This is a genomic window from Mesorhizobium sp. M7A.F.Ca.CA.001.10.2.1 (genome assembly GCF_003998575.1).
In the GTDB taxonomy this organism is placed as follows: Bacteria; Pseudomonadota; Alphaproteobacteria; order Rhizobiales; family Rhizobiaceae; genus Mesorhizobium.
In genome coordinates, this window is the sequence record NZ_RZQY01000600.1 from 1 (window position 1) to 3,820 (window position 3,820).

Consider the following 3,820-nt stretch of genomic DNA (forward strand, 5'->3'; position numbering starts at 1 on the left):
TGCCAGGACTGCGCATAGATGCCGATTGTCAGCACCAGATCGATCCGTGGCATCGAGGCCATCAAGGGCGCGCGCCAGGCCGCCGCGCATTCGCGCCTCGGCGGCAGGTCTCCCCCCTTGGCATCCTGGCCGGGAAAGCAGAAACCCATCGGCACGATGGCGAATTTTTCGATGTCGTAGAATTCGTCGCTCGTCACGCCAAGCCAACTGCGCAAGCGATCGCCGGAGGCGTCGGTGAACGGCATGCCCGACAGATGCACCTTGGTCCCCGGCGCCTGGCTGGCGATCAGGATACGGGCGCTGGACGATGGGCGCAGCACAGGTCGTGGCTCATGCGGCAACGGCTTACCGGCCGGATTTTCCACGCAGATGCGACAGGCGCGGACCTTGGCGACGAGGTTTTCGAGTTCGGCAGTCATTCTCAGGCTGATGCGCTCGGCCGGCTGGAGACGGCCTGATGCCAGCGCAACACATTCGCGCAATCATACGGCACCTTGATGCGTGCCGGCTTCATGAAGTCCACAGCGATCAGGCCGGTGATGTCGGCGATCGAATAGCTGTCACCGGCGATGAACTCCCGGCTGCCCAGTTCTCCATCCAGCAGCCTGAGGAACGCCACGGCCTTCGGCTTGTTGGCCTCGCCCCATTCGGAGACCTGCGGGATTTCCCATTCCTTCATGGCCGGATGGGTGTGCCGGAAGGCCTGCGTGACGCAGCTGAGCAAATTGAATTCCATCCGCCTCTGCCACATCTCGACCTGCGCCTTGCCGAGTGCGCCACGCCCGAACAGGGCCGGTTCGGGATGCAGTTCCTCGAAATAACGGCAGATGGCGACGGATTCCGTGATGACGGTGCCGTCGTCGAGTTCCAGCACCGGCAGGCGCTGCAAGGGATTGCGCGAGCTGACCGCCTGTTGCCTGTGTTCCAGCGCCCCCATGTCGATGGGCACCTGTGGAACTTCGATGCCTTTCTCGGCCAGGAAAACGCGGACCCGCCTTGGGTTGGGCGCTCGGCCACCGTCGAAGAGTTTCATTCCATCCTCCTGTTCGTTCTCGGTTCGGCTTTCAGGACGCGCATCACCAGAAGCGAAAAATCTCGCGGACGGCATCGCCGATCGAGGCCAATGTGCCGTGCTTCTTCTCGACGACTTCGCCGTGACGGCTGTCTCGCCAATTCTGCGGCTGGTCGAACGTTCCCGCCCAGATGCCGGCCTTTCCCGCCCGGGCGACGGCCTCCTCGCTCTCGAAGTCGCCATACGCAACCGCCCAGCCCGCCTCGACCTGCGCGCGGTTGAGATCCTTGCCGCCGGCGGTGCAGTCGCCGAGCAACCGGCCATAACGATCACGTTGCCAGCCGGTACAAGAGACGGGCTTGCCGGCGATCAGGCGAACGAGCGACTGGCGCGCAAGCGTGCCGCAGGAATAGTCAGTACCGTTCTTGCGGCAGGTCTGCGTATATTCCGGAGCATCGATGCCGCGCATGCGGATACGCTCGGTGCCAAGCGTGATCGAATCGCCGTCGTTGATGATTGCCACGCCTTGCGTCTTGCGTGTCTCCACCCGGTCGAGGCGGGCCGCCAGCAGGATCAGCAGTCCGAGGATGATGACGGCAAGCCCGTAATCCACCAGCCGGCGCCACAGGCTTCTGGGGCGCGCAACGTATCTCCGGCGCGGTCTTGGCGACCATGAGCGGCTCATATGGCAAACGGTTGGTTAATCATTCGAACGTAGCTTAACACTTGGAAACCGCTGCTCGCATAAATTGAAGTTTTGATGCCCTTGCAACGCTCGAACACAGCGGACAAGTTCATTGTGGACCGCAGGAAACCTCATCGCAACAGCGATGTGGCGCGCGCGGTGCGCAAGACGCGTGACCGTCTTTCGCAGCAGGCCGGCAATCCCGATTTCGATCGTGAACTGCTGAAGCTCCATGCCCGCGCGATGACCAGCGGCGCCATCGCCATCCCGCTTCTTGTCCTGGCGATCGCGGCGGCCGGCCGGCTGGCCGGAATCGGCAACGAGATCGGGCTCTGGGCGCTGTTCACCCTGACCTGCTACACTATCGTTGCCTTCATGGCGCGGCGCATCGAGCGCACGGAAGCTTCCGAGCTCAACCCTTCGCAAGCAGGACGGGAATTCCTGATCGGCCATTTCCTGTGCGGTCTCGGCTGGGCATGGTTCGTGTGGCTTGGCTGCAGCGTCTGCGAGGTCGATCCGTTCCACATCGTCAAGGCCGTGGTGCTGTTGTTCGCCATGGCGGCGACCGCGGTGATGACCTCGTCTCTGCGTGGGGCGCTGTTGGCGACCTTTGCCGTTCCCGTGGCGCTCTACGCTTATGCCGGCGCCAAGCTATGGATGCCGGTCGAGGCGATCATGGCCGCGCTGCTGGTCGTTTCTCTGCCGTTCTTCGCCTATGTGGCCCGTCATCTCAACCACTCGTCCCTGATGATGTTGTCGTTCCGCTCCGAAAAGGATGCGCTGATCGCTGAACTGGAGACGGCGAAATCGATGTCGGACGAGGCGCGGCGGCGGGCCGAAGACGCCAATCTGGCGAAATCGCGGTTCCTCGCTTCGATGAGCCACGAATTGCGCACGCCGCTCAACGCCATTCTCGGTTTTTCCGAGGTGATGTCGAACGAGGTGCTGGGGCCGATGAGCAATCCCACCTATCGCGACTATGCCCATGACGTGCACGAATCTGGCCAGCATCTGCTCGACCTGATCAACGAGATCCTCGACCTTTCGCGCATCGAGGCCGGCCGCTACCAGCTCAATGAAGAACCGGTGATGCTGCTTGGTATCGTCGAGGACTGCTGTCACATGATGGAGTTGAGGGCGCGCAACAAGGATATCCGGGTCGTCCAGGATTTCGAGCACGAGCTACCGCGCCTTTTCGCTGATGAGCGTGCGGTGCGACAGATCACGCTCAACCTTCTGTCGAATGCGATAAAATTCACCGCTACCGGCGGTGAAATCCGTGTCCGCGTTGGTTGGACGGCGGGCGGCGGACAATACATTTCAATCAAGGACAACGGACCGGGCATACCGGAAGACGAGATCCCGATCGTGCTTTCCGCCTTCGGCCAAGGCTCCATTGCCATCAAGAGCGCCGAGCAAGGCACCGGGCTTGGCCTGCCGATCGTGCAAGGGCTGCTCGCCATGCATGGCGGCGAGTTCGAACTTCATTCCAAGCTGCGCGAAGGGACCGAGGCGATCGCGATCTTCCCGCTCAGCCGGGTGATGGAGGAACTGCCGGCACTGCCGACCGCGGCGGTGGCGGCTCGACGACGGTAATCCGGCAAGACTCTAGCCACGTACCGCAGCTGCCATGCCCGAACTGGTCAGCGCGGCGGCCTTGACCAGCCCCGCAGCAAGGGCGGCCCCTGCCCCTTCGCCATGGCTGATATCCAAATCAAGCAACGGGCGCAGCCCTAGCCGTTGGGCGGCGCGTGCATGCGCGGGTTCCGGCGACAGGCTGGCCAGAAGGCAATGCTCGAGCGCTGTGGGATTGACGCCATGCAGTACCGCTGCGGCTGCCGTCGCCGCCAATCCGTCGAGCAGCACCGGGATCTTCTGCATCCGCGCGGCAAGGATGGCGCCGGCGATCGCCGCGAATTCACGGCCACCGACCCGGCGCAGCGCCTCGAGCGGGTCGCCGAGATGGCCGCCATGAAAAGCCAGCGCCGCATCGACCACGTCGGCTTTGCGTGCCTGCATCGCCGCATCGGCGCCCGACCCCGGGCCGACCCAATCGGCGCCCCCGCCCCCGAACAGTGCCGCGAACAGGGCGGCGGCGCCGATTGGGTCGGCCCGGGGTCGGG

At 63.7% G+C, this 3,820-nt stretch carries 5 protein-coding genes; 1 reads left to right on the top strand and 4 read right to left on the bottom strand.

Annotated elements, in window-relative coordinates:
* The 3 genes from EN964_RS28125 to EN964_RS28135 form a co-directional block, all read right to left on the bottom strand.
* Positions 1-482 (bottom strand): uracil-DNA glycosylase family protein (locus EN964_RS28125; protein WP_127272049.1); only part of this gene is annotated, 482 nt, incomplete at its 3' end.
* Positions 422-1,033 (bottom strand): glutathione S-transferase, encoded by a 612-nt coding sequence (locus EN964_RS28130; protein ID WP_127270831.1) that lies wholly within the window; start codon positions 1,031-1,033, stop codon positions 422-424. The genes EN964_RS28130 and EN964_RS28125, both read right to left, overlap by 61 nt.
* 43 nt (positions 1,034-1,076) lie before the next feature.
* Positions 1,077-1,697 carry a thermonuclease family protein gene (locus tag EN964_RS28135; protein ID WP_127270829.1) on the bottom strand — a complete coding sequence of 207 codons (621 nt, stop codon included), beginning with the start codon at positions 1,695-1,697 and terminating at the stop codon, positions 1,077-1,079.
* 75 nt (positions 1,698-1,772) lie between these two features.
* On the opposite strand from EN964_RS28135, the gene EN964_RS28140 reads away from it, so the two are divergent.
* Positions 1,773-3,293, top strand: coding sequence for a HAMP domain-containing sensor histidine kinase (locus EN964_RS28140; RefSeq protein ID WP_127270826.1), 1,521 nt, complete (start codon positions 1,773-1,775; stop codon positions 3,291-3,293).
* Positions 3,294-3,305: 12 nt separating this feature from the next.
* On the opposite strand, the gene EN964_RS28145 is transcribed toward EN964_RS28140, so the two are convergent.
* Positions 3,306-3,820 (bottom strand): nicotinate-nucleotide--dimethylbenzimidazole phosphoribosyltransferase (locus EN964_RS28145; protein WP_206528769.1); only part of this gene is annotated, 515 nt, incomplete at its 5' end.

Excerpts from the sequence above, each read along its gene's own strand:
- EN964_RS28140 (WP_127270826.1), top strand. The coding sequence starts at position 1,773 with ATGCCCTTGCAACGCTCGAACACAGCGGACAAGTTCATTGTGGACCGC.
- EN964_RS28135 (WP_127270829.1), bottom strand. The coding sequence starts at position 1,697 with ATGAGCCGCTCATGGTCGCCAAGACCGCGCCGGAGATACGTTGCGCGC.
- EN964_RS28130 (WP_127270831.1), bottom strand. The coding sequence starts at position 1,033 with ATGAAACTCTTCGACGGTGGCCGAGCGCCCAACCCAAGGCGGGTCCGC.